Origin of the sequence: Caballeronia pedi (genome assembly GCF_001544915.2) — a bacterium.
In the GTDB taxonomy this organism is placed as follows: Bacteria; Pseudomonadota; Gammaproteobacteria; order Burkholderiales; family Burkholderiaceae; genus Caballeronia; species Caballeronia pedi.
On sequence record NZ_FCOE02000003.1, the window covers coordinates 66,517 to 83,963 of the forward strand.

Annotated in this window: 15 protein-coding genes; 11 read left to right on the top strand and 4 right to left on the bottom strand. The window is 62.7% G+C overall.

Annotated elements, in window-relative coordinates; all coding sequences use genetic code 11:
• Positions 1–12 precede the first annotated feature (12 nt).
• On the bottom strand, positions 13–765 hold the full coding sequence (locus AWB80_RS05325; protein ID WP_061173621.1) for a TetR/AcrR family transcriptional regulator: 753 nt from the start codon (positions 763–765) through the stop codon (positions 13–15).
• Between the two features lie 243 nt (positions 766–1,008).
• Here AWB80_RS05325 and AWB80_RS05330 point away from each other — a divergent pair, with 243 nt between their 5' ends.
• The 9 genes from AWB80_RS05330 (at position 1,009) to AWB80_RS05370 (ending at position 9,698) form a co-directional block, all read left to right on the top strand.
• Positions 1,009–1,710, top strand: coding sequence for an HAD family hydrolase (locus AWB80_RS05330; RefSeq protein WP_061173622.1), 702 nt, complete (start codon positions 1,009–1,011; stop codon positions 1,708–1,710).
• A gap of 13 nt (positions 1,711–1,723) precedes the next feature.
• Positions 1,724–2,851, top strand: a complete 1,128-nt coding sequence (locus AWB80_RS05335) for a branched-chain amino acid ABC transporter substrate-binding protein (protein ID WP_061173623.1) — start codon at positions 1,724–1,726, stop codon at positions 2,849–2,851.
• 51 nt (positions 2,852–2,902) lie between these two features.
• The gene (locus tag AWB80_RS05340; RefSeq protein ID WP_061173624.1) at positions 2,903–4,237 is read left to right on the top strand and encodes an aspartate aminotransferase family protein; all 1,335 of its coding nucleotides are present in this window, start codon (positions 2,903–2,905) and stop codon (positions 4,235–4,237) included.
• A 7-nt stretch (positions 4,238–4,244) separates the two neighbouring features.
• Positions 4,245–6,053 (top strand): IlvD/Edd family dehydratase, encoded by a 1,809-nt coding sequence (locus AWB80_RS05345; RefSeq protein WP_061173625.1) that lies wholly within the window; start codon positions 4,245–4,247, stop codon positions 6,051–6,053.
• A 10-nt stretch (positions 6,054–6,063) separates the two neighbouring features.
• Complete coding sequence (locus AWB80_RS05350; protein ID WP_061173626.1) at positions 6,064–6,834, top strand: SDR family oxidoreductase; 771 nt, start codon at positions 6,064–6,066, stop codon at positions 6,832–6,834.
• A 135-nt stretch (positions 6,835–6,969) separates the two neighbouring features.
• On the top strand, positions 6,970–7,422 hold the full coding sequence (locus AWB80_RS05355; RefSeq protein ID WP_244206407.1) for a DUF2000 domain-containing protein: 453 nt from the start codon (positions 6,970–6,972) through the stop codon (positions 7,420–7,422).
• A complete protein-coding gene (locus AWB80_RS05360; protein ID WP_244206408.1) occupies positions 7,422–8,153 on the top strand; it encodes an enoyl-CoA hydratase/isomerase family protein in 732 nt (243 codons plus the stop codon). The genes AWB80_RS05355 and AWB80_RS05360 overlap by 1 nt, the downstream gene beginning before the upstream one ends.
• A complete protein-coding gene (locus tag AWB80_RS05365; RefSeq protein WP_061173628.1) occupies positions 8,146–8,868 on the top strand; it encodes an NAD(P)H-dependent oxidoreductase in 723 nt (240 codons plus the stop codon). The genes AWB80_RS05360 and AWB80_RS05365 overlap by 8 nt, the downstream gene beginning before the upstream one ends.
• Positions 8,865–9,698, top strand: coding sequence for an AraC family transcriptional regulator (locus tag AWB80_RS05370; protein ID WP_061173629.1), 834 nt, complete (start codon positions 8,865–8,867; stop codon positions 9,696–9,698). The genes AWB80_RS05365 and AWB80_RS05370 overlap by 4 nt, the downstream gene beginning before the upstream one ends.
• Positions 9,699–9,808: 110 nt before the next feature.
• Here the strand turns inward: AWB80_RS05370 and AWB80_RS05375 are convergent, their stop codons facing one another.
• The 3 genes from AWB80_RS05375 to AWB80_RS05385 form a co-directional block, all read right to left on the bottom strand.
• Positions 9,809–11,287, bottom strand: a complete 1,479-nt coding sequence (locus AWB80_RS05375) for an alpha-amylase family glycosyl hydrolase (RefSeq protein ID WP_061173630.1) — start codon at positions 11,285–11,287, stop codon at positions 9,809–9,811.
• A 10-nt stretch (positions 11,288–11,297) separates the two neighbouring features.
• Positions 11,298–14,036 carry an MGH1-like glycoside hydrolase domain-containing protein gene (locus tag AWB80_RS05380; RefSeq protein WP_061173631.1) on the bottom strand — a complete coding sequence of 913 codons (2,739 nt, stop codon included), beginning with the start codon at positions 14,034–14,036 and terminating at the stop codon, positions 11,298–11,300.
• Positions 14,037–14,298: 262 nt separating this feature from the next.
• Positions 14,299–15,516, bottom strand: coding sequence for an FAD-dependent monooxygenase (locus AWB80_RS05385; protein ID WP_061173632.1), 1,218 nt, complete (start codon positions 15,514–15,516; stop codon positions 14,299–14,301).
• 170 nt (positions 15,517–15,686) lie between these two features.
• On the opposite strand from AWB80_RS05385, the gene AWB80_RS05390 reads away from it, so the two are divergent.
• Positions 15,687–16,622: a LysR family transcriptional regulator gene (locus AWB80_RS05390; RefSeq protein ID WP_061173633.1), complete on the top strand. Its 936-nt coding sequence runs from the start codon at positions 15,687–15,689 to the stop codon at positions 16,620–16,622.
• A gap of 276 nt (positions 16,623–16,898) precedes the next feature.
• Complete coding sequence (locus AWB80_RS05395) at positions 16,899–17,381, top strand: septal ring lytic transglycosylase RlpA family protein (protein ID WP_244206409.1); 483 nt, start codon at positions 16,899–16,901, stop codon at positions 17,379–17,381.
• Positions 17,382–17,447 lie beyond the last annotated feature (66 nt).

Consider the following 17,447-nt stretch of genomic DNA (forward strand, 5'->3'; position numbering starts at 1 on the left):
GGCCGGCCGGGTTCATTGCTTCCGCGCATCGGCGTCGCCCGCCAGTTGTCTCTGCAATCCATCCAGTACGACATCGATATATCGATCGAAGCTCTGTTCGAGCGCGCGATTCGTTCCTCCCTTCCATCGCACGATGAACGCCTGATTCGACATGCGCGTCATGTTCGCGGTCAGCAGCGGAAACTCATCACGATCGAGTTCCTCGAAGCGTACGCGCAGCCTGTCCTCCCATTCGTCGCGCTCGTCGGCGCCGTGGCCGGCGAATTCGAGCGTGACGAATCCGACCATCGCGGTTATCACGGTGTTGTAGACGTGAATCAGTTCCGCCGATTTGAAGCCCGCAGACAACAGCGTTCGAAGCACCGCCTCGACCATCACCGGATTCATACTCGCGTTCGAGATGATCTGCGAACCGAGCAGCGGCGCGACGTTCGGATGCCGCGCGACCGCCCGACGGTAGCGATGAAACAGTTCTTTCAGCCAGTCGCGCCAGCGGCCGGCGGGAAGCGGCCCGGGAATGAGATCGCCTAGCGCGCGCGTGATGACCTCGACCAGCAGTTCGTCGCGGCTCGTGACGTACCAGTAGATGGCGGTCGGATAGACGCCGAGCTCCCGCGCCACATCGCGCAGGCTGAAGTTGGCGTAACCCTTTGCGTCGATCAGCGCGAGCGCCGCCTCCACGACGCGTTCCCGCGAGAGCCCCTGGTCGCGCGCGGAGCGGCCCCGTCGCTTCTTTTCCGGTGCTGCCTCTTCCTTTTTCCTCAACGTGACTTCCCGAGTTTGAGTTCGACCGAGCGTCACTCTACTGCAATCGGTGGCGACATGCGACAGGTGCGGGAAAACCCGGCAATTCGCTCGCTTGCACGATTTAATTGTACGGCGTACAGTAAATGCAAATCGACGGCACGGACATCGCGGGCGTACCCGTTTTCTGTCCGGAGAGGGCGACGCTCACACGAGCGGCGCGACACTCATTTTGATTAGTCATACTACAAAAAGGATCGATCCATGAAACCAAAGGCACTTACCTTCGACTACTTCGGCACGCTCGTAGACGTGACGACGGGAGGCATATGCGGCATCGAAGCGGTGCTCCAGCAGCTCTCTCTCGATCCGGCGAAGTCCGCCGCCGACGTCTATCTCGACTGGGACATGCGCGCGGTTCAGACCTACCGAAGCCACGCGTATATGCGTTATCGCGTGGTCGCGCAGCATGCGCTCACGGGCTGTCTGGAAGCGCTTGCGCAAGGATGCACCGACGGCCGGGACATGGCGGCGCTGACCGAGCTGCTGCTCACGCATCTGGTGGAGTCCTCGCCGCCTTTCGACGACGCCGTCGCTTTCCTCGACTGGGCCCGTGAACATTTCGCGCTGATGCCCATCACGAACATGGATACGGACCTATGGCACCGCAGCAGGCTCGTGCGCTACTTCCAGCATGTGACGACGGCTGAGATGGCGCAGGCCTACAAGCCTTCCGAGACGATCTTCAAGACCGGGCTCGCGACGCTCGGCCTGAGTGCCGACGAGATCTTCCATTGCTCGATCGGCACCTGGGCGGACATCGACGGCGCGAAACCGCTCGGCATCCGGGTCGCGTGGATCAATCGCGGCAACGAGCGTCTGGGCGACTGGCAGGCGCGTCCGGATCACGAATTCGCCACGCTCGAACCGGTGCGCGGCGTGCTGGAACGTCTCATCGACCGGTGACAGGAGCACGATCATGCAAATACCAGCAATCAAGACTTTCGTTCTATGCCTGAGCGTGGCGTGCGCGGCGCCGGCCGTTCATGCGGACACGCTCGTGAAGATCGGAGTGGCAGGACCGTTGACAGGCTCGCAAGCCGCAAGCGGCAAGGACAACGAACGCGGCGCCAGGCTGGCGATCGATGACCTGAACGCGAAACATATGACGCTCGGCGGCCAGCCGCTCAGGTTCGAGCTCATTTCGGTGGACGACGAGTCGGACCCGAAAGCCGGCGTGACCGCCGCGCAGAAGCTCGTGGACAGCGGGGTGATCGCGGTCATCGGTCACTGGAATTCGGGCGTGACGATTCCCGCATCGAAGATCTACAACGACGCCAAGGTGATCATGATCACGCCCGCGGCGTCGAACCCGGCGTTGACCGTTCCGGGCTATCCGTACGTGTTTCGCCTCACCACCGACGACAACGTGCTCGGCGCGAGGATGGCGGATTACGCGGCCAATACGCTGCATCTGAAGCGCGTCGCCGTGATCGACGATCGCACCGCTTATGGCTCGGGCGTCGCGGATGTGTTCGTCGCCACGGCGAAGAAGCTCGGCATCGACATCGTGACGCGCGAGTACTCGACCGATCACACAGTGGACTTCAAGGCTGTGCTCTCGAAGATCAAGCCGGCGAAACCGGACGGCATCTTCTACGGCGGCTACTACGGGCAGGCCGCCTATCTCGCCCGGCAGATGCGCGATCTCGCGGTCAGCGGCGTATTGATGGGCGGCGACGGTCTGTGCGTCGGCGAATTTCCGCGTCTCGCGGACGGCGCGCTCGACAGGAAAATGTACTGTCCGCAGGGCGGCACGCCGCTCGGCGCATTGCCCGAAGGAAAGCGATTCGAGACGCGCTTCAAGGCCGCTTACGGCGTGAATCCGGATCAGAAGGGACCGTCGTTCTATGCGGCGACGATGATGGTCGGCGACGCGATCTCGTCGGCGCAATCGCTCTCGCCGGAAGCGCTCGACAAGACGCTGCATCAGACCACCTTCAATACGCTGTTCGGCCAGGTGCGCTTCGATCAGCGCGGCGAATGGATCAAGGCGCCGATGACGGTGTACTGGTCGGCGGGCGGATCGATCGTGCCGGTCGATTGAACGCGGGAGGGATACCGATTATGAACGAACCTCGAACCATCCAGGAAGCGTATGTCCACTGAAAACGCAATATCGCCACAACTCGACGTGGAAGGGCTCGGCCGAGCCGCGGAGCGCGCCGCCGGCGTCTTCGCGGAAGCGAACCCGAAGAGCGCCGCCGCCCATCTCGATGCGCTCGCTGTCATGCCCGGCGGCAACACGCGCTCGGTGCTGTTCTATAAGCCGTTCCCGCTGACGATCGCACGCGGCGAAGGCAAGCGCCTGTGGGATCTGGACGGCCACGCCTACACGGATTTCCTCGCCGAATACACGACGGCGATGTACGGCCACAGCCATCCCGTGATACGCGCGGCGATCGTCGAGGCGCTCGACAACGGCCTGAACCTGACGGGTCACAACACGCTGGAAGTGCCGCTCGCGCGCCTGTTGCGCGAACGCTTCGAGTCGGTCGAGTCCTTGCGCTTCACCAATTCGGGAACCGAGTCGAACCTGATGGCCATCGCGGCATCGCTCATCTTTACGGGGCGCAGGAAAGTCGTCGCGTTCACCGGCGGATATCACGGCGGCGTGCTGACCTTCGGCAGCGGCAACAGTCCCGTGAACGTGCCGCACGAGTTCATCGTCGCGTCTTACAACGATCTGCCCGGCGTGCAACGGATCTTCGCCGCGCATGGCGACGAAATTGCCGCCGTCATCGTCGAACCGATGCAGGTCGCGGGCGGATGCATCGTCGGCGAACCGGCTTTTCTCGAAGGCCTGCGCGATCTCACTCAGCGTCACGGCGCGCTGCTGATCTTCGATGAAGTCGTGACCTCGCGGCTGTCGGGCGGCGGACGGCAGGCGCTGCTCGGCATCAGGCCCGACCTCACGACGTTCGGCAAGTACATCGGCGGCGGCATGTCGTTCGGCGCGTTCGGCGGCCGGGCGGACGTGATGGCGCAATTCGATCCGCGCAGGCCCGGCGCGACGCCGCACGCGGGCACGTTCAACAACAACGTGCTGTCGATGTCGGCGGGTCATGCAGGTCTGTCGCGGCTCTATACGCCGGGCGCTGCCGCCGCGCTCAGCGAAAAGGGCGAGCGACTGCGTGCGCGACTGAACGGACTGTGTCGCGAGCGCGGCGTGGCGATGCAATTCACGGGTATCGGATCGTTGATGAACCTGCATGCCGGCGTGCGTCCGATCCATTCGGTGGAGGACTTCATCGAAGGCGAGTCTCCGCTCAAGGACCTGTTCTTCTTCCACATGCTGGAGCGCGGCTGTTATGTGGCGCGGCGCGGCTTCATCGTGCTGACGCTCCCGCACGACGAAGGCGATCTCGAACGCTTCGCGCAAGCGGTGGCGTCGTTCGTCGATCGTCATGAAGCGCTGTTGCGCGCACGCTAGATCATTCATGGAGACATCGTTGAATTCCGCTCAGTCACCGGCCGAACCGAAGCGTTTGCGCAGCCGCCGCTGGTTCGACGACCCGTCGAATCCCGGCATGACCGCGCTCTATCTCGAGCGCTACATGAACTTCGGCATCACGCGCGAAGAGTTGCAGTCGGGCAAGCCGATCGTGGGCATTGCGCAGACCGGCTCGGATCTCGCACCGTGCAACCGGCACCATCTCGAACTGGCGAAGCGCGTACGCGACGGCATTCGCGACGCGGGCGGCATTCCGCTCGAGTTCCCCGTGCATCCGATCCAGGAAACGGGCAAGCGTCCGACTGCCGCGCTCGACCGCAATCTCGCGTATCTCGGTCTTGTCGAAGTGCTGCACGGTTATCCGCTCGATGGCGTCGTGCTCACGACCGGTTGCGACAAGACCACGCCCGCCTGCCTGATGGCGGCGGCGACGGTCAACATTCCGTCGATCGTGCTGTCGGGCGGACCGATGCTCGACGGCTGGCATCGCGGCAAGCTGGCGGGCTCGGGCACGGTCGTGTGGGAGGCGCGCAAGGAACTCGCGACCGGCCAGATCGACTACGACACGTTCATGGAGAAAGTGGCTTCGTCCGCGCCATCCGCCGGGCATTGCAATTCGATGGGCACCGCGCTTTCGATGAACGCGCTCGCCGAGGCGCTCGGCATGTCGCTGCCCGGTTGCGCGTCGGTGCCCGCGCCGTACCGCGAGCGCGGCTGGTTCGCCTACGAGACGGGCAGGCGCATCGTGCCGATGATCGCCGAGAACCTGCGGCCGTCGGACATCATGACGCACGAGGCGTTCGAGAATGCGGTCGCGGTGGCGGCGGCGATCGGCGCGTCGTCGAATTGCCCGATCCATATGATCGCGATTGCGCGTCACATCGGCGTGCCCCATACGCTCGACGACTGGCAGCGCGTAGGCGCGCAGATTCCGTTGCTGGTCGATTGTCAGCCGGCCGGGCGCTTTCTCGGCGAGGCGTTCCATCGCGCCGGGGGCGTGCCTGGCGTGATGTGCGAACTGCTGCACGCGGGCCGGCTTCATCGCAATGCGATGACCGTGACGGGACGCACGCTCGCGGAGAATCTCGCCGGCGCCGCCGAGCCCGACCGCGAGGTCATTCGCGCCTTCGATACACCGCTGAAGGTAGCGGGCGGTCACGTCGTGCTGAGCGGCAATCTGTTCGATAACGCCGTGATGAAAGTCAGCGTGATCGATGCGCGCTTTCGCGAGCGCTTTCTCTCGAACGCCGCCGATCCTGATGCATTCGAAGTGAATGCAATCGTCTTCGAAGGCCCGGAAGACTATCACGCGCGCATCGATAATCCTGCGCTCGACATCGACGAACACTCGATCCTGGTCATGCGCAATTGCGGCCCGGTCGGTTATCCGGGCGGCGCGGAAGTGGTCAACATGCAGCCGCCCGCCGCGCTGATCCGGCGCGGCATCGACACGCTTCCGACCATGGGCGATGGCCGTCAGAGCGGGACGTCGGGCAGCCCGTCGATTCTGAACGTGTCGCCGGAAAGTGCGGTGGGCGGCGGGCTCGCGCTGCTCAGGACCGGCGATCGCCTGCGTATCGATCTCGGCGCGCGGCGTGTCGATCTGCTCGTATCCGCCGATGAACTCGCCGCGCGACGTGCCGCGTGGAGGCGCCCGGAACTCACGAACCAGACGCCGTGGGAAGCCATCTATCGAAGCATGGTGGGGCAGCAGGGCAGCGGCGCGTGTCTCGAACCGGCGACCCTGTTTCTGAACATCGTCGAGGCGCGCGGCGAAGCGCGCGACAACCATTGACGGAGCGCGCATGAATCGACTGGACGGCGCGCAGGGGCCGCGCGTGGGCATCGTGACGGGCGCGGGCTCGGGCATCGGCAGGGCGGCTGCAATCGAGTTGCTGCGCGACGGCTGGTCCATCGCGCTGCTCGGCAGGCGGCGCGAGCCGCTTTCCGAGATCGCGCATGACCCCGAGTTCGCAGGCCGCGCGCTCGCGCTATCGTGCGACGTGTCGGATGCGACGGCGGTGGCTTCGTCGTTCGATGCGGTCGTCGCGCATTTCGGCCGGCTCGACCTGCTGTTCAACAATGCGGGCGTCGGCAATCCGCCCGGGCCTTTCGATACGTGGACAGCGGAGCAATGGCGCGGGGTCGTCGACGTGAACCTCAACGGCATGTTCTTTTGCCTGCAGCGCGCGTTCCGGATCATGTCGGCGCAGACGCCGCGCGGCGGCCGCATCATCAACAATGGCTCGCTGTCGGCCTGGGCGCCGCGGCCCAATTCGACGGCCTACACGGCGACCAAGCATGCCGTCACGGGCCTCACGCGCTGCGCGTCGCTCGATGGTCGCGCGCATGACATTGCCGTCGGTCAGATCGATGTCGGCAATGCGCACAGCGCGCTGGCATCGGCGATGGCGCACGGCGTGCCACAGGCGAACGGCGAACTCGCAGCCGAGCCGCTGATCGACGCGGCGATCGTCGGGCGCTCGGTCGCGTATCTTGCGAGTCTGCCGCCCGATGCCAACGTGTTGTTCCATACGATCATGGCGACAAAGATGCCGTTCGTCGGCAGAGGCTGATCCGGATGCGTGCGCGCAGCGCCGGGCCGCGCCGACCTCAGCGCGATAGGCTCGGCATGCTGCAAAATCGTCCAATACTTTTGGCAATGGAATGCCTAGCATGCTCTCCAAGGTCGATTTTCCAGGAGAGAGACAGTGCTGTTGCATACCAAAGCAATCGAGGCGGACGCGCAGAAAGTGCCGCCAAAGCTGGAACGTTGTGTGATCGTCGTCGATGAAGCGCTGCCGCCGGGCAAGGCGTCGAACGCTGCGGCGGTCGTTGCGTTCACGTTGGGCCAGCGCCACAACCGTCTCGTCGGTGCACCTTTGGTCGAGCGGGACGGCACGGCGCATCCGGGACTCATTCCCATCGGCATCCCGGTACTGAAAGCATCCGCCCTTCAACTGAGAGAGCTTCGCCAGAAATCGCTCGCCCAGTGTGACGTTGTGGACTTTCCCGTGCAAGGACAGGTCACCACGGATTACGCTATGTTCCTCGAAGCCGTCGAGGCGCACGCCGGCGAATCGCTTCAATATCTGGCGGTCGGACTGGTCGGCCCCAGGAACCGTGTCAGCAAACTGGTCGGCGGTTTTTCGCTGTTTGCGTGATGGAAGCGCGGATTACATCGGAGCGCATCGGTCAGATCTGGTCCGTCAGTTTGACCCGTCCCGACAAGCGAAACGCGCTCGACGGTCTGATGTTCGACGCGCTGGCGAACTCGCTGCGCCTCGCACAAGGCGACGAACGCGTGCACTGCGTGCTGCTGCAGGGAACCGGCGAGAGCTTCTGCGCGGGACACGATATCGCCGCGTTCGGCACGCTATGGCCGCAAGCCGAAGACGGTGCGATCCGGCGATGCATCGTGGCGTTCGCCGAGCAGACCAAGCCCCTGATAGCCGCGGTCAACGGCGCGGCCGTTGGATTCGGCGCAACGATGCTGTTACACGCCGACTGGGTGGTTGCGGGCGAAAGCGCGACTTTCCGGTTTCCGTTTTCCGATCTCGGTATCGTGCCCGAAGCGGGAGCGACCGCGTTGCTGGCTCGCAGGGTAGGCGATCTCGCGGCACGCGACTGGCTGATGAGCGGCCGCGCGGTAACGGCATCGGAAGCCTTGCAGCACGGGTTTGTGTCCCGCGTGGTACCGGACGCGGACTTGCGCGCCGTTGCAAACGAATACGCCCTGCGCCTCGCCGCTAAACCGCCGGGTGCTTTGCAGACCACGCGGCGTTTGATTCTTGAAGGCGCTACGTTACCGGCGCGAGAGGCGATCGAGCGGGAGTTCGTCCATCTCAATGCCTTCATTCCGGCGTGCATCTGGAGATCGATTCCTCATGGCTAAAGTGCACCTTGTTCACGCTCACCCCGAGCCGCGCTCGTTCTGTTCGGCAATGGCCCGCGAAGCCGAACGCGTACTAAAGTTACGCGGCCACGATGTGAGCTTCTCTGACCTGTATGCGCTCGACTTCGATCCCGTGGTTCGCGCCAGCGAGTTCACCGAGCGCGCCAACGACGACTATCTGGTCTATGCACTGGAGCAACGGCACGCGCTCGCGCACGATGCGCTTGCACCCGACGTGCGGCGAGAAGTCGAGGCGTTGCTGGCCAGCGACACGCTCATGCTGGTGTTTCCGCTTTACTGGTTCTCGGTGCCCGCGCTGATCAAGGGCTGGATCGACCGCTGCTTCCTGTCGGGCGCGATGTATGGCGGCAAGCGCATCTACGGCCGAGGTGGCATGGTCGGCAAGCGCGCCGTGATCGGCGTGACACTGGGTGGTCGGGAACACATGTTCGGCGCGCAAGGTGTTCATGGTGAACTGGCGAGCGGCATGCTGCGTCATCTGCTGCAAGGCACGTTGGGATATGTGGGCTATGAAGTGGTCGAACCGTTCTTCGCCTGGCACGTTCCCTATTGCTCGGACGCTGAGCGGGCCGACACATTGGCGCGCTGGTGCGACTTCATCGATAGTCACGAGACGCGACCGCGCATCGCGATGCCACTGCTCGAGGATTATGATGACGTGTTCAGAGCACTTCCACGGACGGTTTCATCATGAAAGCTGCATCGGCGATTCGTTCGGTCAAGGTCTGGCGCGCGCCCGACGTCATGGACGCCGTCATGCTGAAGGGCCAGTTCGCCGGCCACCGGTATCCGCCGCACGCGCACGATACGCATTGCCTCGCGGTCATTACCGGCGGGGAATTGGCGGTCGAGGTTCGGGGACAGCGGCGCATATGCCGGCGCGGTGACGTCATCGTCATCGATGCCGACGTGGTGCATTCAGGCGCCGCTGCCGGTGACGGCCGATGGAAGATGCGCGTCGAACATGTGCAGCCTGCGGAACTGGCCGCCTACTGTGACCGGCTTGGCATTGCGCGGCGCGAGCGATTCGAACTGGAAAGCCCGTTTGTCGTCGACAATGCGTTGTCGCGGCACCTCTACGGCGTGAACTGGTGTTCCGAGAAAAACGACGATCCTTTCAAGCGCAGCGAGGCCTTGGCCTGCGCTATCGTTGGCTTGTACGCGCGTCAGCCTGGGCGCTCCGGTGACCTGCCCTCAGTGCGAAGCGAGCCTGCTCTGGTACGTGCAATAAGGCGTCGATTGCGCGAAGACCTTCATGCGAGGGTGACGTTGTCGACGCTTGCGTCGGAGTTTGGCGTTACGCCGTTCGTGCTGTTACGCGCTTTCGTGCGCGAGGCGGGACTGAGTCCTCATGCCTTTCAGCAGCAGGAACGCCTGCGTGCAGCGATGCCGATGCTGCGCGACGGCAGGCCTATTGCAGAAGTCGGCGCTCGCACCGGCTTTGCGGACCAGTCACACTTCACGCGCGTCTTCAAGCAGCAAACCGGCGTGACACCGAAGATCTATCAATCTGCGTTTTCTTGAGTCGTTCGACGAAACGTCCGCAACAGCGCGCGTGTGACGATCATTGCGATCGGTGCTGTGCGTTTCCGCATGTAAGCGTAGGGCGCTTCATACTCGTAAGCTCTGTCACCTCATGATGCTGTCACCTCAAAGACGTGATAGCCCCAAGGCGGAAGATCCAGGTAGAGGCCGCGCGAGACGACATCATTACCGTCGCGATCAAAACTCGCTGGCCCCATCATGTCCGTCAGCCGCACCGTGCTGCCGGTCACGTCGGCAAACGGGATTAGCACATAACATTGACTCTGGTTTCCTGCGTAGTTGACTACCACGAGCCGCCGTTCGCCGTCGTCGCGCTGCCAGGCCCACGCGACAAAACAATCCGAGGTCCAGTTGCCCTCCCACGCTGGCACGATTTCGACGAGGCTCCACGTACCGTCTCGGAAGATCGGCTGCCGCAGCACCGTCATCAAGGTCTCATAGAACCCTTGCAAGCCTGCGTCGACGGGCTCCTGTGGCGCCCGCACCAGATGCGGCGAGATCCGTTTCCTGCAGCCCTCGAACTGACCCTGGTGAAAGAAGCGCAAGCCAGGCGAAAGAAATGTGATGATGGCGCCGGCTTCATGTTCGCCGGTTTCGAAGGTCGCCGCGGCTCGGGGCTCGTCGTGGTTTTCCAGGAAGCGCGCCAGCTTCTCCTGGTAATCGAGTCCGGCATGCAGGTGCTCGCGCACCGGCCGTGCGTTCACGTCGCGCAAGCGGTCGTACATCTGCTTGTCGTAGGCGTAATCGAAGCCCTGTTGGAGCATCGTCCATTCGAGATCCCAATACACTTCTGCCATGAACCGGAACTGCGGATGCTCACGTCGCACGGCCTCGATCGCTTTCGGCCAGAACGGTTCGGCGCGGATGCCCCAGGTTCGTTCGAACACGTCGGGCAAGACCAGCATGGCCATGTCGCAGCGTAGGCCGTCACATTGATCGGCGATTCTTTTCAGTTCGCCGATCATCGTCTGCTGCAACTCTGGATTGCCGTAGTCGAGCTGCAGCGTGTCGGGCCATCCGTCGAAATAGGGGTCCCGGCCGTAGACGAGTATTAGCGGCCCGTTCCTTGTCTGCACGCGGCAATAGTTCGACGGTGAGCGAGCCAGGTCCGACTCGTCGCCGTGCACGAAGTAGTCCGGATGCGTGTCGATCCAGTCATGATCCGGCGCCATGTGATTCGGCACGAAGTCGAGCATCAGCTTCAATCCGCGTTGCTGCAACCGCTGCCTCAGGCGGGCGAGCGCCTCGGCGCCGCCCAGATCGCGATGAACCGTGTAGCTCCGGATAGCAAACCCGGAGCCGGCGACGTCGTCGTCCGTGAGATCCGGCAGCGTATCGGCGAATTCGCGGCGCCAGCCGGCATGAGCGCGAGAAATTGCCTGGGCCGCCGGTCCGGTCTGCCAGACGCTCAGCAACCAGACCCAGTCGAAGCCGAGTGCGGCGAGGCGATCCAGTTCGGCATCCGGAATATCGTCGAGTGTCGCGCGCCCGCCCGACGCGCGCGACAACTCAGTCAGCCAGACGCGAGTGTTGATCTGGTACAGCGCCGGGTAGCGTACGCTGGACATGCTGCGCTCCTCATACCTTGCCAGAGTCTTCTCCGCTCACCTGCTCCCTGACGAGGTGGGACACCACGCGCCCGCGATCCGTTTCCAGCATGGTTCTGGCGTCGACGCGCCCGAACAAATCGAGCAGCGCAGCGACCAGGCCCGTCCAGCCGGTCTGATGACTGGCCCCGAGGCCAGCACCGTTGTCGCCGTGGAAGTACTCGTAAAACAGGATCAGGTCGCGCCAGTGCGGATCGTTCTGGAATTTTTCCGTTCCTCCGTACACCGGCCGTTTGCCTTGGGCGTCGCGCAGGAACGTGCCGGTCAGGCGACGCTCGATCTCCTTCGCCACTTCGAAGAGCGTCATGTGTTGCCCGGAACCGGTCGGGCATTCGACCTTGAAATCATCGCCAAAGAAGCTATACAGGTTTGCCAGCGCGCGGACGATCAGCAAGTTGACCGGCATCCACACCGGTCCGCGCCAGTTCGAGTTGCCGCCGAACATGCCGGTGTTCGATTCGGCCGGCAAGTACTGCACCTTGTATTCCTGTCCGCCGACGTGAATGACATACGGGTGCTCTAGGTGATACAGCGAGAGCGAACGAATGCCGTGGGGCCCCAGGAACTCCTTCTCGTCGAGCAGGTAGCCGAGCACCCGTTCGAGCTTGCGCTTGTTCAGGATCGATAGAAGCCTGCGCTCCCTGTAGCCGATGAAACCGCTATCGGTCGGGGCAACCTGCGCGATCAATTCGGGATAGCGTTTGCGAAACTGCGCGATCATCTCCAGCAGCTTCGGATAGCGCGTGACGGACTGCGATTCGAACACCGTCGACGCGCACAGCGGCAGCAGCCCCACCAGCGACCTTATCTTCAGGCGCGTCGTCCGACCATCGGGGAGCCGCAGCAGATCATAGAAAAAGCCATCTTCCTCATCCCACATCTCGTCGTCGTGTTCCCCGCGTCGGTCCATCGCGTAGGCGATCCACATGAAATGCTGAACGAACTTGAAGGCGACCTCTTCGTAGATCGGGTCGTATTCGGTCAGAATCACGGCCATCTCCAGCATGGCCTGGCAGTAGAACGCCATCCATGCAGTCCCGTCCGCCTGCTCGAGCGATCCGCCGGTCGGGAGCTCGGCGCTGCGGTCGAAAACACCGATGTTGTCGAGACCGAGAAAGCCGCCAGCGAACACATTGCGGCCCGACGGATCCTTGCGATTCACCCACCAGTTGAAATTAAGCATCAGCCCCTGAAACGAGCGCTCCAGGAAACGCGGGTCGGCCCGTCCCAGTTCTCTCTCGTACTTGTACAGCCAGAGCGTGGCGGCGGCATGCACCGGCGGATTCACATCGCTGAAGTTCCACTCGTAGGCTGGAATCTGGCCGCTCGGGTGTACGTAGAGGCTGCGCAGCATCAGCAGCAGTTGCTCCTTCGCGAAATCGAAATCGACCTGCGCCAGCGCAATCGTATGGAAGGCCAGGTCCCAGGCCGCATACCACGGATATTCCCACTTGTCCGGCATGGAGATTACGTCGGCGTTCAGCATGTGGAACCACTCCGTGTTGCGCACATCGCGCCGTGCGGAGTCGAGCAATGGGTGGCTCCCGTGTTCGCGCAGCCAGAGTTCGAGATCGAAGTAGTAGTATTGCTTGCCCCATAACATGCCCGACAACGCCTGACGATGCACCCGACGCTGATCTTCGGTCAGCGATTTGGGCGTGATGCGCTCGTAGAACTCGTTCGCATCGGCGAGGCGGCTATCGAAGATCTGATCGAAGCCGCCGAAGGCGTCGTCGAGTCTGGATGACGCGAGTCGCAAGCGAACGATCGCGCTGCCGCCGGCGGGTATGTCGCAGGTGTAATGGGCCGCCGCCTTCGTTCCCGTCCTGGCCGGATTCACGGCGTCGCGCTGTCCTGAGATGACGTAGGCGTGGAATGCGTCCTTGACGAACGGCGACGCGTTGGGTTGACCCCACAGGCGCTGCGTATTGCTTTCGTTTTCGGTGAAGAGCGTCTCCGGCGCGCCATCGCAATGGAGCCAATATTCGCCCAGATCATGATGCGTGGCCCGAATGGCGCCAGCACCCGCGTCGTGCAGGGACGGCTTGCGATTGTCCTCGCCCCACGACCATGTGTTGCGGAACCAGAGCGTCGGCAGGACCCGAAGCCGTGCCGCCTCCGGTCCGCGGTTGTGCACGGAAATCCGCACGAGAATGTCTTCCGGAGCGGCCTTCGCGTATTCCACGAACACGTCGAAATAACGGTCATCGTCGAAGATGCCGGTGTCGAGCAGTTCGTATTCCATCTCCTCCCGCGATCTTTTGCGGTTGGTCTCGACCAGATCCCGGTACGGATATTCCCTCTGCGGATATTTATAGAGGTACTTCATGTACGAGTGCGTGGGCGTGCTGTCGATGTAGAAGTAATACTCCTTCACGTCCTCACCATGATTGCCCTCGCTATTGGTGAGGCCGAACAGGCGCTCCTTCAATATCGCATCGTGCTCGTTCCATAGCGCGAGGGCAAAGCAGAGGCGCTGCTGGTCGTCACACAGTCCGCCGAGGCCGTCCTCGCCCCACCTGTAGGTGCGCGAACGCGAATGATCGTGGGTGAAGTAGTTCCAGGCGTCGCCGTTGTCACTGTAGTCTTCACGCACCGTGCCCCACTGCCTCTCGCTAAGGTAGGGCCCCCAATGCTTCCACGGTACTTGCGCTTCACGCGAGTCGTTCAGGCGCTTTTGTTCCACCACATCGACGTTTACCGGGCGCATGCTAGTTTCTCCGTCACGGCTGAATAAACTCGGCTTGACGCAACGCGTGAGAGCCGGCGAGTGCCGCGTCGGTGATCAGCACGGTCGATCCCTACAAGTGTAGTTTGTGCGTGTCGGGGAATGCGAGTTTCGGTCGGGCTCCGAAACTCGCACCGCAGTGGCTACGGTTGCACGGCGCCACAGTCACGGCGACCACGGCAGGCATGCAACGACCCTCGAAGAGTTGAAATAGCTGTCCAGGCGTCAGCGCGAGGAGCGCAGTTCAAAGCCAGGTGCCGCCCTGGCGTTCGGTCGGCTCTTGTTCGAGAGCGTCGAAATCGTGAATCCAGTCCAGATGATGCAGCAGGCTGTCGCGCGCGCGAAGGCGGGCGTTGCGCGCCGTCGCCTCCGCTCCGTCCGGCAGATGCAACACGTCAGCCGTCGATATTGAAGCGTATTGCACCTTGCGCGTGCGGCCACGGCGCAACCGCTCGTATGCCTCCTGCGCCTCACGCCAGCGGCCCGGGCCCGCCTTGGCCAGTTGCGCGGCCAGCACGACGGCGTCTTCGATCGACTGATTGGCGCCTTGGCCGTGGTGTGGCACGAGCGCATGCGCGGCATCGCCGATGAGCGTTACGCGGCCCTTGCTCCAGCGCCCGAGCGGGGGACGATGGAACAGACCCCAGCGCTGGCTGATGGGCACCGCTGTGATCATCTGCACCACGGCGGGATGCCAGCCCTTGAACAGGCGCAACTGCTCACCCTCGCTCGCCGACGTGACCCACTCGCGCGATGACCACGGTGACGGATGGCGCTCGACAAGCAGAAAGTTCTGGTCGCCTTTGTCGCCGATCGGATAGTGAAGCAGATGTCCCTGCGGTCCGACCCAGAACTGAATGGCCTCGGGATCGGGCAGGAGATCCATGCGGCCGGCCGGCACCACGCCACGAAAACCCGAGCAGCCCGAATACAGGGCGTCGTCGTAACCGAGCATCCAGCGGCGCGTGATCGAGCGCGCACCGTCCGCGCCGATCACCAGGTCGGCGTCGATCTGCCGACCGTTGGCGAAACTCAGACTCACACGATCCGGATGCTGCACGAGATCGGTCAGTCGATGGCTGAGATTGATGCGTTCGATGCCGACGGCTCGGGACAGCACGGCCTGCAGATCCGCGCGATGCACGCCCCAATACGAACCGCCGAACTGCTGGCGATAGCTCGGTTCGCCGCGATGCTGTCCGATCACTTCGCCGCTGCGCCCGTCCCGATAGATCAGCGCGGGTATTTCAGCGCATACCGCATCGAACGCTGCGCGCAGTCCCATTCGCTCATAAAACCGCGTCGCATTCGCCGACAGCGCGACGGCCGCTCCGACCTCGCGAAGCTCGTCGGTCTGCTCGTACAACTGCGCGTCGATACCATATTCCCGCAATGCGAGCGCGAGGGTCAGGCCGCCGATGCCAGCACCGACGATTGCGATCTTCAGATCCAGCTGTTCCATGGGATGTCTCCGATATTCAGATTGTGTCGCTGGTCGGCGCGGCATGCGTCCTCTAAAGAAATGGGATGTGTGCGCCTTGTCCGAATTCTCGTTACTGGCCGTCCATTCCACAATAAAATGAGGGAAATCTACTTCATCACTGAAATCAATGATGTCGAGGGACCGAAATCATGGAACTGAGTGAAGTTGATCTCAATCTGCTGCTGCTTTTCCAACGGTTAATGCAGGAGCGGCGCGTGGCGACGGTGGCCGAGCAGATGAACATGAGTCAGCCCGGCGTCAGCAACGCGCTGGCCAAACTGCGTCGTCTGCTCGATGACCCGCTGTTCGTGCGTGCGCCGGGCGGCGTAGTGCCTACGCCATTCGCGATCCGTCTGGCAGAGCCTGTTTCTCATGCGCTCTCGACGCTGCATGCCGCACTCAATCCCGAGACGGGTTTCGATGCGCTGCGTGTCACGCGCAAGGTAACGATCGGGATGACGGATATAGGCGAGGTCGTGTTTCTGCCCGCGTTGGTCGAGCGACTGTCGCGCGAGGCGCCAGGCATCGCGCTTAATACCGTTCGCGACACGAGCGTCAATCTGGGCAACGAGATGGCCGAGGGCCGGGTCGATCTTGCGATCGGCCTGCTGCCACAACTCAAGGGCGGCTTCTATCAGCGGCGCCTGTTCGATCAGCGGTATGTCTGTCTGTTCAGGCGCGGCCATGCGCTCGAAGACGCGCCGCTCACGCTCGCTGCATGGCGAAAAGCCGAGCATCTGGTGGTTGTCTCCGCCGGTACTGGACACGGTCAGGTCGACGATTGGCTGAAACGGCGAGGCGTGCAGCGCCGTGTTCGATTGACGGTGCCGCACTTCATGAGCGTCGGCTACATTCTGCAACGCACCGATCTGATTGCCACGGTGCCCGAACGACTGGCCCTGCAACTGGCAGCGCCGTTCTCACTGAGCCTGCGCGCATTGCCCTCGACATTGCCCGAGGCTCCGATCCATTTGCTCTGGCATGCGCGAGTCAATCAAGACGAGGGCAATCGATGGCTGCGCAACGTGGTGATCGACTTGTTCGCGGACTCGGCGACGCCAGCGCGGAGAACGAAGTCCGTGTAATCAGGTTTGTGATTCGAACAGGACATCAGGTCCAGTGACCTGATCGAGGCGCGTCTCTGTGTTCCTTCTCTACTATTGTGCAGATGAATAAAAACTTCCCGACGCTTCAATCCCAGCCGGAGTTCGCTGGTTGCCAAGGCAATTTCCAGACTAAAACGGCCCGAAAACTGCGAGGGGTAGTTGCCCCAGGCACTCGCGCTTTGCAACATCGATAAGGCTGAGGTCGTCTAAAGGGCGCTGCTTGTATGAATCCGGCAAGATGACGAGGAGCAGAAAATGAACGCTGGTCGAATCGGTCCGTGCTTACTTCTGATTCCGCTTCTGACGTGCTGCATGAGCATGGCGCTCCGTGCGGAAGAAAAGATTGCTCCGAGCCAGGCCGAGCATCGAGCGGCAAGCGGTTCGCATCTGGACCACTCAGGTCGAGCCAGAAAGGGCAAAGCTTCGTACTACAGTCGCAAGTTCTACAAGAAGAAGATGGCCGATGGATCGCAGATGAACCCGCAGTCCAACGTGGCAGCGAGCAAGACGCTTCCGCTCGGCACCAAGGCTCGCGTAACGAACCTGGAGAATGGCAGCAGCGAAGTCGTCGAGATCAAGGATCGCGGTCCGTACGCGAAAGATCGCATCGTCGATGTGTCGCCGCAGACCGCGGATAAGCTCGGTCTCAAGAAAGATGGCACTGCGCCAGTTGAAGTAAAACCGCTCGAGGTTCCGCAAGCCGACGGATCCGTTAAGCGCACGTCAGATGTGAAGTGAGCGCGAGTTCTCGAGGAGAACGCGTCCTAACCGTCATCACCGTATGTTGGCCGGCTCCGCCGCCGG